Annotated in this window: 18 protein-coding genes; 1 reads left to right on the forward strand and 17 read right to left on the reverse strand. The window is 67.7% G+C overall.

Annotated features, from left to right (window positions below):
- Positions 1-156: 156 nt before the first annotated feature.
- From FHR22_RS21060 to fliE, 17 genes are all read right to left on the reverse strand, one after another.
- Positions 157-546 (reverse strand): flagellar protein FliS, encoded by a 390-nt coding sequence (locus tag FHR22_RS21060; protein ID WP_166946010.1) that lies wholly within the window; start codon positions 544-546, stop codon positions 157-159.
- 11 nt (positions 547-557) lie between these two features.
- Positions 558-1931, reverse strand: coding sequence for a flagellar filament capping protein FliD (fliD, locus tag FHR22_RS21065; RefSeq protein WP_166946012.1), 1374 nt, complete (start codon positions 1929-1931; stop codon positions 558-560).
- 201 nt (positions 1932-2132) lie between these two features.
- On the reverse strand, positions 2133-3269 hold the full coding sequence (locus tag FHR22_RS21070; protein WP_166946015.1) for an EscU/YscU/HrcU family type III secretion system export apparatus switch protein: 1137 nt from the start codon (positions 3267-3269) through the stop codon (positions 2133-2135).
- Between the two features lie 4 nt (positions 3270-3273).
- A complete protein-coding gene (fliR, locus tag FHR22_RS21075; RefSeq protein WP_166946017.1) occupies positions 3274-4056 on the reverse strand; it encodes a flagellar biosynthetic protein FliR in 783 nt (260 codons plus the stop codon).
- A 7-nt stretch (positions 4057-4063) separates the two neighbouring features.
- Positions 4064-4333: a flagellar biosynthetic protein FliQ gene (locus FHR22_RS21080; RefSeq protein ID WP_166946019.1), complete on the reverse strand. Its 270-nt coding sequence runs from the start codon at positions 4331-4333 to the stop codon at positions 4064-4066.
- Positions 4334-4337: 4 nt separating this feature from the next.
- Entirely contained in the window at positions 4338-5105 is a 768-nt protein-coding gene (gene fliP, locus FHR22_RS21085; RefSeq protein WP_166946021.1) for a flagellar type III secretion system pore protein FliP, read from the reverse strand.
- Positions 5095-5376: a FliO/MopB family protein gene (locus FHR22_RS21090; protein ID WP_208417858.1), complete on the reverse strand. Its 282-nt coding sequence runs from the start codon at positions 5374-5376 to the stop codon at positions 5095-5097. The genes fliP and FHR22_RS21090 overlap by 11 nt, the downstream gene beginning before the upstream one ends.
- Positions 5376-5708 carry a flagellar motor switch protein FliN gene (fliN, locus tag FHR22_RS21095; RefSeq protein WP_166946023.1) on the reverse strand — a complete coding sequence of 111 codons (333 nt, stop codon included), beginning with the start codon at positions 5706-5708 and terminating at the stop codon, positions 5376-5378. The genes FHR22_RS21090 and fliN overlap by 1 nt, the downstream gene beginning before the upstream one ends.
- Positions 5701-6600, reverse strand: coding sequence for a flagellar motor switch protein FliM (locus FHR22_RS21100; protein ID WP_341787166.1), 900 nt, complete (start codon positions 6598-6600; stop codon positions 5701-5703). Before FHR22_RS21100 ends, fliN begins: the two co-directional genes overlap by 8 nt.
- Before the next feature lie 26 nt (positions 6601-6626).
- The gene (locus FHR22_RS21105) at positions 6627-7232 is read right to left on the reverse strand and encodes a flagellar basal body-associated FliL family protein (RefSeq protein WP_166946027.1); all 606 of its coding nucleotides are present in this window, start codon (positions 7230-7232) and stop codon (positions 6627-6629) included.
- Between the two features lie 14 nt (positions 7233-7246).
- Positions 7247-8482, reverse strand: a complete 1236-nt coding sequence (locus FHR22_RS21110; RefSeq protein WP_166946029.1) for a flagellar hook-length control protein FliK — start codon at positions 8480-8482, stop codon at positions 7247-7249.
- The gene (locus tag FHR22_RS21115) at positions 8479-8922 is read right to left on the reverse strand and encodes a hypothetical protein (protein WP_166946031.1); all 444 of its coding nucleotides are present in this window, start codon (positions 8920-8922) and stop codon (positions 8479-8481) included. Before FHR22_RS21115 ends, FHR22_RS21110 begins: the two co-directional genes overlap by 4 nt.
- Positions 8919-10250: a FliI/YscN family ATPase gene (locus FHR22_RS21120; RefSeq protein ID WP_166946033.1), complete on the reverse strand. Its 1332-nt coding sequence runs from the start codon at positions 10248-10250 to the stop codon at positions 8919-8921. Before FHR22_RS21120 ends, FHR22_RS21115 begins: the two co-directional genes overlap by 4 nt.
- A complete protein-coding gene (locus FHR22_RS21125; RefSeq protein WP_166946035.1) occupies positions 10247-10852 on the reverse strand; it encodes a FliH/SctL family protein in 606 nt (201 codons plus the stop codon). The genes FHR22_RS21120 and FHR22_RS21125 overlap by 4 nt, the downstream gene beginning before the upstream one ends.
- Positions 10845-11879: a flagellar motor switch protein FliG gene (fliG, locus tag FHR22_RS21130; protein WP_166946037.1), complete on the reverse strand. Its 1035-nt coding sequence runs from the start codon at positions 11877-11879 to the stop codon at positions 10845-10847. Before fliG ends, FHR22_RS21125 begins: the two co-directional genes overlap by 8 nt.
- Entirely contained in the window at positions 11872-13524 is a 1653-nt protein-coding gene (gene fliF / locus FHR22_RS21135) for a flagellar basal-body MS-ring/collar protein FliF (RefSeq protein WP_166946039.1), read from the reverse strand. The genes fliG and fliF overlap by 8 nt, the downstream gene beginning before the upstream one ends.
- 3 nt (positions 13525-13527) lie before the next feature.
- Positions 13528-13869 carry a flagellar hook-basal body complex protein FliE gene (fliE, locus tag FHR22_RS21140; RefSeq protein WP_166946041.1) on the reverse strand — a complete coding sequence of 114 codons (342 nt, stop codon included), beginning with the start codon at positions 13867-13869 and terminating at the stop codon, positions 13528-13530.
- A 245-nt stretch (positions 13870-14114) separates the two neighbouring features.
- On the opposite strand from fliE, the gene FHR22_RS21145 reads away from it, so the two are divergent.
- Positions 14115-14927, forward strand: a complete 813-nt coding sequence (locus tag FHR22_RS21145; protein ID WP_166946043.1) for a flagellin N-terminal helical domain-containing protein — start codon at positions 14115-14117, stop codon at positions 14925-14927.
- Positions 14928-14935 lie beyond the last annotated feature (8 nt).

The raw sequence follows: 14935 nt of genomic DNA on the forward strand, positions 1-14935 counted from the left end.
CGCCGAAGGCGGCGCTCTTCCTCTTGCTCGCTGCGCTCGCGACCCACCCCTAACCCCTCCCTAAAAGGGAGGGGAATGTCTCAAATCCACCCCAAGGCGGACATCCCGCCGTCGGGTTTCAATCGGTATCATCGCCTCGTCTTTTGTGAAGCGGCACTAGCGCAGTTGCCGCCAGGCGTTGCTGACCGTCAAAATCCCGTCGAGCAGATCCTTGAGCCCCGCCTCGTCATTTGCCGCGACGACCTCGTCGAGCTTGCGGCGCATGCTGCGATAGACGCGCGACAGCGCTTCGGCGACATCGCCGCCGGCCTCGCGGTCGAGCCCGGCATCGAGGCCGATCAGGATCGCGCGCGCGCGGTGCGCGGGCTCGGTTGCCGACACGCGCTGTCCTTGCCGGACCATCGCGGCGAGCACGCCCACCGCGACCTCCAGCTCGTCGTAAAGCATCGTCACCAGCTCGACCGGGTCGGCGGCGGCGGCGCGGCTTTCATGCTGCAATCGGCGATAAAGCCCGGTCGCACGAACGGTCGAGGCGGTGGCATTCACGGCGGCGGCCCTTAATTATTCTGGTTGTTCCACATCTCGATCTGCTGTTCGAGATAGGATTGCGTCGCCTTGAACGCCGCGAGCTTGGCGTCGAGCCCGCCGAATTGTTTCTCGAGCCGCGCTTTGTAACTGCCCTCGCGCTCCTCGATCTTTTCGAGCTGCTCGGCGAGCGTTTCCTTCTTGGCGTCGAGCGATTTCGCCACCCGGTCGATGACGCCGTCGGTCGCCACCGCCTTGTCGCGGATCGCGTCGAGCGCGAAGGCGATGCCGGGGTCGCTCGTCTCGGTATGCGTCGCGTCGCGTCGCGGATTGAACAGCGCCTCGACCGCCCCCGCGTCGGCCGCCAGAGCCTTGTCGAGTTTGGCCGAATCGAGCGACAGCAGGCCGTCGCGCGTCGACGAAACGCCGATGTCGCTCAGCTTGTTGATGCTGCCGTGGCTGGTGACGACCTTGCTGACGAGCGCTGCAAGTTCGCGTTCGAGTTCGCGCAGCGCCGTCGTCGAACCCGACATATTGGCCGCCGACGACAGGCTCTTCTTCATCTGGTTATAGACCGCGACGAAATCGCCGACGGTCTGCTTGATCATGTCGAGCGGCCGGCTCGCCCCGATATCGACCGGCTGGCCGGGCGCCGCCTTCTTGAGGGTCAGCGACATGCCGGGAACGACGTCGTCGACGATGTTGGAGGCGCGGCTGAACGCGACGCCGTCGATGGTGAACTCGGCATTGGCGGCGCTCTGGCCCAGCGTCATGCCGCCGCCCGAACCATAAGCGAATGTCGAAAGGCCGGGATCGGCCCCGCTGTCGGCGGTCAGGGTGAAGGCGCCGGTTTCGCCCGTCGGCCCTTTCAGGATGATGCGGTGGCCGCCGTCGTCGGCGATGATCGACGCGGTGACGCCCGAGCCGCTCGCGTTGATTGCCTTGGCGAGGCCATCAAGGCTGTTGTTCGTGGCGCCGATGGTGATCGTCTTGTTCACCCCGCCGACGGTCAGCGTCATCGTGCCCGTGCCGATCGCGGCAGTCTTGTCGGCGACGACGCCCGAATAGGCGGTCTGCGCGCGCGCGAGCTGCGTCACCTCGACCGTTGCGGCAAAGCTGTCGGCGGCGATGCCGGCGCGCGATGTGGCGGACAGCACGCTGTCGTCGGAGACCGTGGGCGTGCTGCGCAACGTGCCGTCGGATACCATCTGGCCCAGCGAATCGGCGAAGCCGTCGAGGTCTGACCGCGCCTGCGCCAGCGCGCTGATCCGCGTCTGGTTCTCCTGCGTCAGCTGGTTGACGCGCTTGACCTTGGGCTCGCGCGACGCGGCCGAAAGGTCGGTGACCAATTGTTTGGTGTCGACCCCCGATCCGAAACCGAGGCTGTTGGCGATGGAGCTGACCATATTCGATATCCTTCGAACAGCTTAACGGCAGCGCGGGGCGAAGATTAAGCCCGGCGGTATGTCGGTTTTTTTTGGGGGAGCGGATGCTCGTTACCCATCCATAACCGTCGCCCCCGCGAAGGCGGGGGCCGCTATCGGCCGAGCGTAAGGTTGCCAGCGGCCCCCGCCTCCGCGGGGGCGACAATGTCTTTTCCTGCCCGACTACTGCCGCCGCCCGTCGGGATCGAAATGATGCGAGGGCGGCACGTCGACGGCGGGCTGGGTCCGGCCCTCGGCCATCGCGCGTTCGAGCTGGAAGACGAAGGCGAGTATCGTCGCGACCGCGACGAACAGCTCTTCGGGGATCACGCGTCCGGCGCGCGCGGTGAAATAGATCGCCCGCGCGAGCTGTGGATATTCGAGGATCGGGACATCGGCACCGCGCGCCAGTTCGCGGATCGACAACGCGATGTCGCCGCGCCCGCGCGCGACGACCACCGGCGCGGCATCGATGCCGGGGCGATAGCGCAGCGCGACCGAGAAATGCGTCGGGTTGGTCAGGATGACCGTGGCGTCGGACACCGCCTTGCGCGCCGAGCCGCTCAATATGTCGTGCGCGCGCTGGCGCTGCGCCTGCTTGAGTTCGGGGGCGCCGTCGGACTGGCGCATCTCCTCTTTCACTTCCTGCTTGCTCATCATCAGCCGCTGGTTGCGCTGGAACCAGACCGAGGGGACATCGATCAGCGCGATGACGACGAGCCCGCCGGCGAGCGCGACCATCGCCTGGCCGATCGCCTGGCCGGCCAGCCCGATCGCGGCGTTGAGGTCGGTCGCGGCCATCGTCATGATCGCGGGCAGGTTTACCGCGACGAGCCAGTAGCCGATGGTGCCAAGCAGCAGCACCTTGGCGATCGTCTTGCCGAGTTCGATCACGCCGTGCAGTCCGAACATGCGCTTGATCCCGCTCATCGGGTTCATGCGATTGCCCTTGAAAGCGAGCGCCTTTTCGCGCCAGCCGAACGAGCCGAGCAGCGCGGGCGCGGCGATCGCGGCGCCGAGCGCGAGCGCGAACAGGCTGGCGAGCGGCAGCAGGATCTCGACCCCGTTGCGCAGCAGCGCCTCGCCCGGCGCGAAATCGCTGACGTCGGCGGCGGTGAGCGTCAAACCGCGACGGACGAGTTCGCCCGCCGACTGGACGAACCAGCCGCCCGCGGCGATCAGCCAGCCCGCCGCGGCGAGCATCATCAGCGCGGTCGCGAGTTCGCGCGACATCAGCACATCGCCCTCGCGCGCGGCGTCGGCGCGCTTCTTCGGCGTCGGGGCTTCGGTTTTCTGGTCCTTTTCGGTTTCGCCGGCCATGTCGTCAGCCCCCGGCCGCGAGCATGCGCGCGGCGTCGAGCGCGTCGGACAGCGCGCGTGCAATCGCTTCGGCCATCACCGGGGTCGCCATGCCAAGCAGCACGACGCCGGCGAGCAAGGTCGCGGGGATGCCGACCGCGAACAGGTTGAGCGCGGGCGCCGAGCGGCCGATGACCCCCATGATCATCTGGACGAGGATCAGCACGAAACCGACGGGCAGCGCGATCGTCAGGCCGGCGGCGAACATCAGGCTGCCGAACCGCAGCAGGCCGCCGATCGCATCGAACGAGGGAAAGGCATTGCCGGGTGGCAGCGCGCTATAGCTGTCAACGATGATCTGGATCAGGATCAGATGTCCGTCGGCGGCGAGGAAGAGCGCGGTTGCGAGCATCGAGAGGAACTGGCCGATCGCCGAACTGGCGCTGCCGCTCAGGGGATCGACCATCGACGCGAAGCCGAGGCCCATCGCGTTGCTGATCGCCTCGCCCGCGAGCAGCGCCGCGGCGAGCCCCATCTGGAGCACAAAGCCGATGCAGAGGCCGATCAGCGCCTCGCCGAGGATCAGCAGGAAACCGGGGAAAGAGACGATGCCTTCGGGCGGCAGCGCCATCCCCGACGCGGCGACCGCGGGCACGCCGACCGCGAGCGCGATGACGAGGCGGAGCTGCACCGGCACATTGGTCGCGCCGAACACCGGCGCGGCGATGAAGGCCGCGCCCGGGCGGATCATCCCCAGCATCCACAGCTGGAGCATCGCCTCGATATTGGGGACGTCGGCGGGGTTCATCGATGCCCTAGCGGACGAGCGCCGGGATCTGCGCGAAGATTTCGCGCGTGAAATCGGCGAGCAGCACGAGAATGCTGCCGCCGAAGATCGCGAGGCAGATCGCCGCGACGATCAGCTTGGGCACGAAGGTCAGCGTCTGTTCGTTGATCGAGGTCGCCGCCTGCACCATGCCGAGCAGCACGCCGACGACGAGCACCGGGATCAGCAGCGGCGCCGAAGCGAGGGCGAGGATCCACAGCGCCTGCTGTGCCACGCCGATGAAATAGTCGGTTTCCACCCTGCTATCCTACGAAGGAGGAGGCGAGCGATCCCATCGTCAGCGCCCAGCCGTCGACGAGGACGAAGAGCAGCAGCTTGAACGGCATCGATATGATCGTCGGCGACAGCATCATCATGCCGAGCGACATCAGCGCCGACGCGACGATCAGGTCGATGACGAGGAACGGCAGGAAGATCAGGAAGCCGATCTGGAACGCGGTCTTGAGTTCGCTGGTGACGAACGCCGGCAGCAGGATCGAGAAGGGGACGTCCTTCGGGCTCGCATAGGCGGGCGCCTTGGCGATCTTCGCGAACATCATCAGGTCGGTCTTGCGCGTCTGCTTCATCATGAAGCCGTGGAGCGCGACGCCCGAACGCGACACCGCTTCGCCGATGTCGATTTGCTCTTGCCCGTAAGGCTCGATCGCGACGCGGTTCACTTCGCTGATCACCGGCTGCATCACGAACAGCGACAGGAAGAGGCTGAGGCCGACGAGCACCTGGTTCGGCGGGGTCTGCTGCAGCCCCAGCGCGTGGCGCAGGATCGACAGCACGATGATGATGCGCGTGAAGCTGGTCATCATGAGAAGCAGCGACGGCAGCACCGTCAACAGGCTCATCAGCACGAGGATTTGCAGCGACAGGCTCAAAGGACGGCCGTCGCCGCCGATTTCGGCGACCGCGCGGTTGAGGCCGTCGGCCTGGGCATAAGCGGCGGGCGCAGCGGCCAGCAGCGCGAGGCCGCCGATCAGCGCGGCGCGGCGCAGCCAGCGTTTGCGATCAGTCGGCATGGAAATCGCCCTCGCTATTATCGGCAAGGCGGGTGATGCCGTTGCGCGACACCGCGACCAGGATCTGCTGGCCGGCGAATTCGACCACCGCCAGCTTCGACCCCGGGCCGAGCGGCAGCACGCCGACGAGTTCGACCGGCCGTGCCGGCCGCGTTCCTCCGCCGGTGAGCGGCACGCCCATCTGGACGCGCTTCCACAGCCACAGGCTGCCCCATGCCAGGCCGCCGATCATCGGCAGCAGGATCAGCAGACGGAGGATATATTCGAGCATCAGACCCTCCGCTCGAAGCCCGCGATGCCCCGGTCGGGGGCGACGACTTCGGCGACCTGGATGCCATAGCGGCCGTCGACGCTGACGATCTCGCCCTTCGCGATCAGCGTGCCGTTGGCGTAGATGTCGAGCAGATCGGTCGCGGCGCGATCGAGTTCGATCACGCTGCCTTCGGACAAGGCGAGCAGTTCCGCGAGGGTCATCGACGTCGATCCGACCTCGACCGACACGCGCAGCGAAACGCCGGCGAGCAGATCGAAATTGGGGGCTGCGGCGATATCCTTGTTGTCGCGGCGGTCGCGGCGCACGGGCGCTTCGCTCACATCAGTCATGGTCCGGTCCTTCCTCGATTTGTTCGATCATGATGGCGGCGTTGCCATTGGCCTCGCCGATGCTGCCAAAGGCAAAATTGCGGCCCGCGACGGTCACCGGCACATGGCGCGGCATCACGAGCGGGATGATGTCGCCGACCTCAAGCGCGAGCAGCTTGACAAGGCTGATCTCGGGGCGTGCGAGGACCGAGCGGACGGGCAGGCGCACATCGCGCAGCGCCTTGTTGAGCGCGCCGGTCCATGCGGGATCGGTGTCGGGTTCGCGCGTGTCGCCCGCCGCCTCGGCCCCGGCGATGCCGCGCAGTGCGGCAACCGGGTAGGCGCAGGCGATCGTCCGGCCCTCGAACGGCGCGCTGCGCAGGACGAAGCGCTGGACGAGCATGTCGTCGTCGGCGCGCACCGCGGCGAGCTTGGCGGGATCGGTGGTGACGCAGTCGAGTTCGGGCGCGATCGGCAGTTTGTCGCTCCACGCGGCCGCGAGCTGGAGCCCCATGTCGCGGCCGATGCGCGCGGCAAAGCGTTCCTCGGCATCGGTCAGCTCTTCGCGCTCGGCGGCGAGCTGGCCCTTGCCGCCATAAAAAATGTCAACGAGCTGGAGGATCAGCGGGCGCGGCGCAGCGAGCAGCATCGGCCCCTTGAGCGGCGGGGCATGATAGCGCCAGAAGATTGCCGGGGCGGCTTCGGCGCACCAGGCGGCAAAGCCGAGCTGTTCGGCGCCGGCGCGTTCGACCTGGATCGCGGGCGCCCCAAGGGCGCGGAGCAGGTCGCGCAGGCTCCGCGCGAACCGGGCGGCGACGGCGTCGAGCGCGGGAAAGGCATAATTGCCCTCGGCACGGCGCAGCAGCAGCGACGCCTTGCTGTCGGGCGTCTCTGCGGCCGCGGCCTTGGCCACCGCTTTGGGAGGTTTGGCGTGGAGCGTCACTGGATCACCAGGCTCGTGAAATAGACATTGTCGACACCCCCGAAACCTTCCTTGTCGCGCAGCACATCGTTGATCGCCGCGGTCAGCTGACGCTGAAGCCGCTGCTTACCCTGCGATGTGGAGAGCAACGCCGGATCCTGTTCGGCGAGCACCATAAGCACGACCGAGCGGATCGGCACCGCCTGCCGTTTGATATTATTGATAACCTTGCCGTCATAGAAGGTGGAAAGGCTGATACCGATCTGCAGAAAACCCGATCCGTCGGCGAGGTTTGTCGTGAACGCTTCGGTGATCGGATAATAGGTGATCTCATATTTGCGCGGATCGACCTTATACTTGTCGTTCGGGACCGACACGGTGCCGGTCTTAAGCGGCGCCTCGTCGCCTTCACCTTCGGCGGCGGGTGCGGCTTCGCCCTTGTTGCGCAGGACGAGCTTGGGGAAATTATCCTCAGGCTTCGCCTCATGCGCCGATAGCGCGCCGAAATAGATACCCGCGCCGACGCCGGCGCCGATCAGCGTGATCGCGCCGACGCCGATGAACAGCAGCTTCTTGAACTTGCCCTTCTTCTTGGGCTCGGCTTCGACTTTATCCTTGGTCATGTCCTGGCTCCTGATCAGGCGAAGCGGACGCGGGTCGCGGCGCGCTCATCGCTGGAGGATTTCGGGCGCGCCTCGGCGCGTTCGGGGGCGATTTCGATGAGATGGGCGGAATCCTGTGCGGCGCCGCGGCCCTGGCCGTGCCCTGTGCCTTGCTGCGACCCGCGACCGGTTTCGCCCGGCGTGCAGGTGACTTCGGCACCCGCGACCCGCACGCCCTGCTGGCGGAGATCCTCGACCAGGCGGCTCTGTGCGGCATGGACGACGGTGGCGGTCGCTTCATGCTGGGTGTCGAGCTTCAGCGACACGCCGCCCTCTTCCTGCCGCATCGCGACGTCGAGACGGCCGAGGTGGCGCGGCATCAGGCGAAAGCTGATATCGCCGCTTTGCGATTTCGTCGCGGCGATGTCGCGCGCGAGCTGGTCGATCCACGCATCGTCGCTCGTCATGTCGAGCACGCGTTCGGCGACCGGTGCCGCGGCGGCCGCTTCGGCAAACGATCCGGCGGCCACCTGTGCGGGGGGCGGCGTGAAGATAACCGTCATCGACGGACCCGCCTCGGCGATCTTGGTCTTGGGAAGGATGAAATCGGCCGCGATCGCAGCAGGCGGCGTGGCTTCGCGCGGCTTGGCAGCGGCGGAAAGCACCGATGCGTCGCCTTCGCGGGCCGGGTTCGCTGCGTTGGTGGCTTTGGCAGGGGCGGGCTTGGGCGCGGGCGATGCCGCGGGTGTGGCAAGAACCGGCGTCCAGACGGCGGCCGGTGCGGCGGGCTCACCCGTTTCGACGACGGCGGGATCGGCCGGGCCGTCTGCCCCGCTATCGACCTGTATGGCCGCCGCGGGCTTGGGAGCGCGGGTATCGCCCGGCAAGGCATAGCCGGGCTGGGCGGCGATCTGCTCTGCGACCGGCGCAGAAATCTGCCCGGTGACCGCGAGCAGGAGCTTCGTCGCCTTCGTCGCGGGATCGTCATGCGCCGGCGCTGCTTCGGCCGCGGTTTCAGGCTCGGCGGGCGGCGTGGCCGCCGTTGGTAACATGGGCGCCGTGCCGGTGACTGGCTGAGCCGGCATCATCGGAACGGGCAGCGGCAAGGCTGCGCCGGCCGGTGCTTCGGCCAGGACGGGCGGCATCGGCGCCGCGGCGACCAGTTGGTCGAATGCCGGCAAATCGCCGCCGGGCGATCCGGGCAGCGCGAGCGCGGCAAAGACGGGTGGCAGGCCGGCCGGGGCTGGGCTGTGCTGCAGCGCGCTCATCATGCGATCCCGCCCTCGATCAGGCGCAGGCTCATCGTGCGGCGGCGGTGCGGACGGTTGGCGTCGCTGCGGCGCTCGGCTTCCTGTTCGGCCGATTTTCGGCCGCGCTCGTAGAGGCGCACCGCCGATTCTTCCTTGACCATCGCGCTCTGGACGAGTGCGCCCATCTCGTCGCGGCGGGCGCTGGCGCCTGCCAGCGGAGCAACGAGATTTTCCTTCGCCATGTCGAGCCGCATCGCGAGTTCGCCCATCGTGTTGAGGGCGCGGCCGGCGACCGCCCCCTTCGCCATCGCGAGATCGGCGCGCAGCGTCTCGAGGCGCTTCTGCAGCTCGACGAGGCTCGCGAGTTCGCCGTTGGCGCGCGCCAGATTCGCCTCCGCCATCTGATGTTCGACGGAGCGCACGCGAATGATCCGTTTGCGGCGTGCGGTGCGAGCATTCATGCAGAAAATCCTTCGATAAGCGTCTGGCGCGAGGTGGGGAAATCGACCTGCGCGGCGGCAGGCTGGGAAACGAAAGCAAGCTGGTCGGCGCGGCACGCGATGGCCTCGTCGAGCACCGGATCGCTGCCCGCGACATAGGCGCCCATCAGCATCAGATCGCGATTCTCTTCATAGGCCGACCAGAGCTTGCGGAAGCGCGCGGCGGCGGCGGCGTGCACCGGGTCGACCGAATCGGCCATGGTGCGCGACAGCGAGCGCGCGACGTCGATCGCGGGATAGACGCCCTGTTCGGCGAGCTGGCGCGACAGGATGATATGGCCGTCGACGATGGCGCGCGCGCTATCGACGACCGGATCGTCGATATCGCCGCCGTCGGCGAGGACGGTGTAGAGGGCGGTGATCGAGCCTCCGCTTTGCTTGTCGATGCCGGCGCGTTCGCACAACGAGGGAATGAGCGCGAAGACCGACGGCGGGTAACCCTTCATCGTCGGCGGCTCGCCCAGGGTCAGCCCGATCTCGCGCTGCGCATGCGCGACGCGGGTCAGGCTGTCGATCAGCAGCAGCACCTTCTTGCCTTCGTCGCGAAAGGCTTCGGCGATCGCGGTCGCGCGCATCGCGGCGCGCAGGCGGAGCAGCGGCGGATGGTCGGCGGGGACCGCGACGACGACCGACTTCTTGCGGACTTCGGGGGGCAGCTTGGTCTCGACGAAGTCGCTGACCTCGCGGCTGCGTTCGCCGATCAGCCCGACGACGATGACGTCGCATTCGGTCCCGGCGATCATCTGGCCCATCAGCACCGACTTGCCGACGCCCGAGCCCGCGATGATCGCGACGCGCTGGCCTTCGCCGACGGTGAGCAGGCCGTTGATCGCGCGCACGCCCATGCCGAGCGGCTTGGTGACGCGGCCGCGGCGCAGCGGATTGACCTTGCGCCCGGCGAGCGGCCACTGGAACTGCGACTTGACCGGCGGGCGGCCGTCGAGCGGATTGCCCTGTGCGTCCATGATGCGGCCGAGCAGCGCCTTGCCGACGGGAACCATCGAGCTGGCGCCATGCGGTTCGACCGGCGCCCCGGTGACGAGCGGCTTGTTCATGTCGAAGGGCAGGACCAGGCTGCGGTGACCGCGAAAGCCGACGACCTCGCCATAGACATAGTCATTGTCCGCCGACTTGATGCGGACGTTGCTGCCGAGCGGCTGCGGAAAGCCCGACACTTCGAGCATGATGCCTTCATGCGCGACGAGCGTGCCGATGCGGCGCGGCGATGATTTGGCGAGATCGACGGGAGCGAGCAACTGCTGCGCGGTGATCGAAAGGCGGCGCGTCATGCGGCGTCTCCGGTGCGGCCGAGCGCGGCGCTGAGTTCACCCAGATAGACGGCGCGGCCATGCTCGATCCAGCCGGCCGAGCTTTCGATACGCACGGTGCCGCGCACCATTGCGGCGTCGGCTTCGACCGGCAGGCGAAGGTCGGCGTCGACTAGCAGCGCGGCGTCGAGCGGGTGGACCCACAGGGTGCGCGCCTTGTCGGCTTCGGCGACGAGCGCGGCGGCGGTTTCGGCCTGCTCCTTCAGCCACGCGGGATCGATCGGCGCGTCGGCGACGATCTGGCGGACGAGGCGCTCGACGGTCTCGGCGATCAGCTGGGCGAGTTCCTCGCTCGGTTCATCCTGCAGCGCTTCGGCGCCGGCGATCAGCGCGAGCAGTTGATGGCGCTCGGCGGTGTGGGCGGCTTCGGCGAGGCGCTGGCCTTCGGCGAGGCCGCGGGCGAACGGATCGTCGGCGGGCTCGGGTTCGGCGCCTGTTTCGGCAGGCGCATCGGTGCTGCGTACCGCGGGGTCGAAGGACAGCGGGCGAAAGCCGCCGCCCCGCGCCATGGCGGCGGCGAGCGCGACGGGCGCAAAGCCGGTTTCGGAAGCGCGATCAGACATAATCGTCGCCCGCGCCCGCGATCATGATCTCGCCCGATGCCGCCATCTGGCGCACGACGAGCATGATCGCCTTTTGCGCCTCGTCGACGTCGGTGCGCTTGACCATCGTCATCTCGGCCATTTCGTCGCGGATCGTCTCCGACGCGCGCTTCGACATGGTGGCGAGGCAGAGGTCGACCATCTCTTCGTCGGTGCCCTTGAGCGCGATCGCGAGTTCGGCGGCATCGACCGAGCGCAGCACGGTGCCGAGGCTCTTCTTGTCGAGGTCGCGCAGATTCTCGAAGATGAACATTTCTTCCTCGATCGCCTGCGCGAGCAGTTTGTCGGTCTTCTTGAGCGCGCGGATCGTGCGCTCCGAAAGCTGCTTCGGCATTTTCTTCATGATCTTGGCGACGTCGCTCGGGCCACCGATCGCCTGTTTGGCGACGCGCTGGCCGTCGACATTGGCGCTGGCGAGGACGGCTTCGAGATCCTCGATCGCAGCGGCCGGAACCGAGGTGAGCTGCGCGGCGCGCAGCACGAGGTCGGCCTGGAGCAGTTCGTCGAGCGTTTCGATCGCGCGCGCGGCGATGTCGGGGACGAGCACCGACAGGATCAGCGCGCCGACCTGCGGATGCTCGCTGGCGAGCAGGCCGCTGATCGCGTCGACGTCCATCCAGCGCAGCATTTCGAGCGATGCGGCGCTCCGCTGCGGCGCGACGGCGGCGAGGATATTGTCGGCGCGGACGTTACCGACCGCCTGGTTGATCACGGTGCGAATGCGCGTGTCGGCACCGATCGCGAGCGCGCTGACATCGCGGCTGCGGACGACGAAACGGTCGAGCGCCTGCTCGATCTGCGCCTCGCTGGCGTTGGCGGTGTCGAACATCGCTTTCGCGAGCCCGCGCACTTCCTCGGGGCCGAGATGCTTGAGGATCGTCGCGGCTTCGCTTTCGTCGAGCAGCATCAGCAGGATCGCGGCGGCGGACGATCCGTCGATCGCGGGCTTCGGCGGCGCGGCGAGCATCATGTCGTCGGCATCAGCCACGGGCGCCCTCCTGCATCAGCTGGCGCACGACGAGCGCGGCGCGCGCCGAATCCTGGCGGACGAAGGCGCGGACGAGGTTGGCGCGGGCTTCATAGCTCGGCGCCGCCTCGATCATCTCGAGGGTGATTTCGCGGCGATTGCCGCCGGGCGGGAGTGCGGGCTGGCCGTCGGTCGCGGCGAGCAGCGAGGCTTCGAGCGAGGCATTCTGTGCGGCGCGCGAGGCGGCGCGTTCCTTGGCGGCGCGGATCAGCGGGCGGCCGATGAAGAAGAAGGCGAGCAGGGCAGCGATAATCGCGCCGACCTGTTTGACCAGCGGCAGGAACCAGCCCTGATCGTAGAAGGCGGGGCTTTCGTCCTCGACCTTTGCGAAGGGGCGCTGGCTGATCGCGACCTGATCGCCGCGCGTCGCGTCGAAACCGACCGCGCCTTTCACCAGCGCATCGATCTTTGCCATGTCGGCCTGCGACAGCGCCTTCTTGCCCTGGTTGAGCGCGACCGCGACCGACACGCGGCGGATCTGGCCCTGCGGCTGATGGGTCACCGAAATCTCGCGGCCGACTTCATAGGCGCGGGCGGCATTTTCGTTGCTTTGCGTTTCGGGGGCGCCGGCGGGGGCGGCGGCGGCGGCCGGGGCATTGCCCGCGACGGTCGTCGCCTGCGGCGGCTCGTTCGACAGCGCGCCGGGGATGCCGACCGCGGGGGGCGGGGCCTGGCCGCTGACCTGGCGGGTGATCTGTTCGCTGCGCAGCGCGCGATCGTCCTTGGGAAAGCTTTCGCGCGTCGCCTGGCTTTCGGACATGTCGACGTCGGCGTGGACCTCGACGCTATAATTGCCGGCGCCGAGCATCGGGCCGAGCAAGGTGTCGAGCGAGCGGCGAAAGCGGTCCTCGACCTGCGTCTGGAGCTGGAACGCCTTCATGTCGCCCGATGTCGCGGTGTCGGACAGCAACGCGCCGCGCTGGTCGATCACTGACACCTGGTCGGCGTTCATGCCGGGCACCGACGAGGCGACGAGGAAGCGGATCGCCTGGACCTGCCCGTCGGACAGCGAGCGGCCGTTCTGCAGCGTCAGCATCACCGACGCGGTCGCGGGCTTGTCTTCGCGGACGAACAGGCTGGGTTCGGCGGCGGCGATGTGGATGCGCGCGCTCTTGACCGCGTCGATCGCCTCGATCGTGCGGGCAAGGTCGGCTTCGCGCGCGGCGCGGAGCGTTTCGCCCTCGATCGCGCGGCTCGCGCCCATCGGCAGCGATGCGATCAGATTGTCGCCGTCGGGCGCCGCCTTGGGCAGCCCCTGCCCGGCGAGCGCGATCCGTGCGGCGTGCATCTTGTCGGCATCGACGGTCAGCGCGCCCGTCGCGGGATCGATGTTGTGCGCGATGCCCGCGGTCTGGAGCGCGTCGGCGACCGCCGACTTGTCGGCATCGGCGAGCCCGGCGAACAGCTGCGCCTGCGGTGCCGACTGCATCGTGAACCAGGCGAGCGCGGCAAGGCCGATCGCGGTGGTGGTGGCAATCGCGGGCAGTGCGCGCTGGACGGCGGGCTGGCGGACGAATTGCTGGAGCGGCGCGAGGCGATTGCCGAACGCGGGAACGGGCAGGCGGTTGCCGTTGTCGACGGGGGTGAGGGTCTGTGGGTCGGCCATGGGTTACACCGGCATGTTCATGATGTCGCGGTAGGCGGAGAGCAGCTTGTTGCGCACCTGCAGCGTCGTCTCGAAGCCGAGCGAGGCCTTCTGCCGTTCGATCATCACGCTGACGATGTCGTGCGTGTCGCCGCGCTCATAGGCTTCGCTGAGCTCGCCCGCCTTCGTCTGCTGGGCGTTGACCTGCTGCAGCGCATTGTTGATCGCGGCGCCGAAATCGGGCGTGGCTTCAGCGCCCTCGGCCGCGCCGATGCCGCCGCGGCCCGCGGCGCGTTGCAGCGCCTGGTTCTGATTGAGGATCGAACTGCGCATCTGCAGCAGCCGGCTCTGGTCAATCGTGCTCATTGCATTTTCATCCGTCCTGGGCGCGGCGGTGCGCCGCACGCAAAGAGTGATGCAAAGCGCGTGCCAAAAAAATAATTATAGCAATTTCAAAAGGATGATTGTGAAGGCGCCACTGCCGGCCACCCATCGAACATTTTTTTGACGGACCGGCTTAATCGCGGTGAACCCCCGCCGTTACTGCTTTTCGTGACCGCTCGCCGAGCCCTCACACCACGGGAATGGCCCTTGGGCCGGAAAGGAACATTATGACTGTCATCAACACCAATGTGAGCGCGCTTCGTGCCCAGAACAACTCGCGTGTTGCGGGCCGTATGCAGTCCGAAGCCATGGAGCGCCTGTCGAGCGGCAAGCGTATCAACAGCGCCAAGGACGACGCAGCCGGTCTTGCTATCGCAACCCGCATGGACGCCAGCGTCCGCGGTCTCAATCAGGCCGTGCGCAACGCCAACGACGGCATTTCGGCAGCGCAGACCGCCGAAGGCGCGATGGGCGGCATCTCGAACATCCTCGTTCGTATGCGTGAACTGGCGATGCAGGCGTCGACCGGCACGATGGGCGACGACGACCGCGATGCGGTGCAGACCGAAGTCACCGCGCTGATCGCCCAGATCGGCGACATCTCGTCGCGCACGACCTTCAACGGCACCGCGCTGCTCGACGGCACCGCCGACATCGACATCCAGACGGGCCTTAACGACACCGAAGTCGTCAACATCGCGATCGGCGATCTCTCGGCCACAGGTCTGGGCGTTGGCGGTCTCGACTTCTCGACCGCTGCCGGTGCCTCGGCCGCGCTCGCAACGCTCGACACGGGCATCCAGACGGTTGCTACCGAGCGCGCCAATCTCGGTGCGCAGCAGAACCGCCTCGAAGCCACTGTCGACAATTTGACGTCGACTGTCGTGAATCTGGCGGACGCCAAGTCGCGCATCGAAGACACGGACTTCTCGGCCGAATCGACGAAGCTCGCCGCGGCCGGCATTCTGGCCCAGGCGTCGACGGCGATGCTCGCCCAGGCGAACCAGAGCCAGCAGGGCGTGATGAACCTGCTCCGCTAAGCGGAACG

This window comes from Sphingopyxis panaciterrae (genome assembly GCF_011762125.1).
Classification (GTDB): Bacteria; Pseudomonadota; Alphaproteobacteria; order Sphingomonadales; family Sphingomonadaceae; genus Sphingopyxis; species Sphingopyxis panaciterrae.